This window comes from Bacillus sp. X1(2014), from assembly GCF_007678255.1.
The window spans coordinates 1-231 of record NZ_VEED01000091.1; the positions used below are offsets into that span (position 1 = coordinate 1).

The window sequence follows — 231 nt, forward strand, 5'->3', positions numbered from 1 at the left end:
GCGTGTCCCAACTACCATCGGCGCTGAGAAGCTTAACTTCCGTGTTCGGTATGGGAACGGGTGTGACCTTCTCGCCAAAATTGCCAGACCATATATTCGACACTATTTTATTATAATGTCTTTTTCATATTTTTCAAGAGGAAAATTATTTTTTTTCATTCCCTCAAAACTAGATAATGCAGAAGAAGTTTGTAAACTCAGAGTTCACCTTAAAAATGGTTAAGTCCTCGA

Annotated in this window: 1 rRNA gene; it reads right to left on the minus strand. The window is 38.1% G+C overall.

The window, feature by feature from the left end:
• Window positions 1-88: ribosomal RNA gene (gene rrf, locus FS608_RS29930) — 5S ribosomal RNA — on the minus strand; the annotation flags it as partial.
• Window positions 89-231 lie beyond the last annotated feature (143 nt).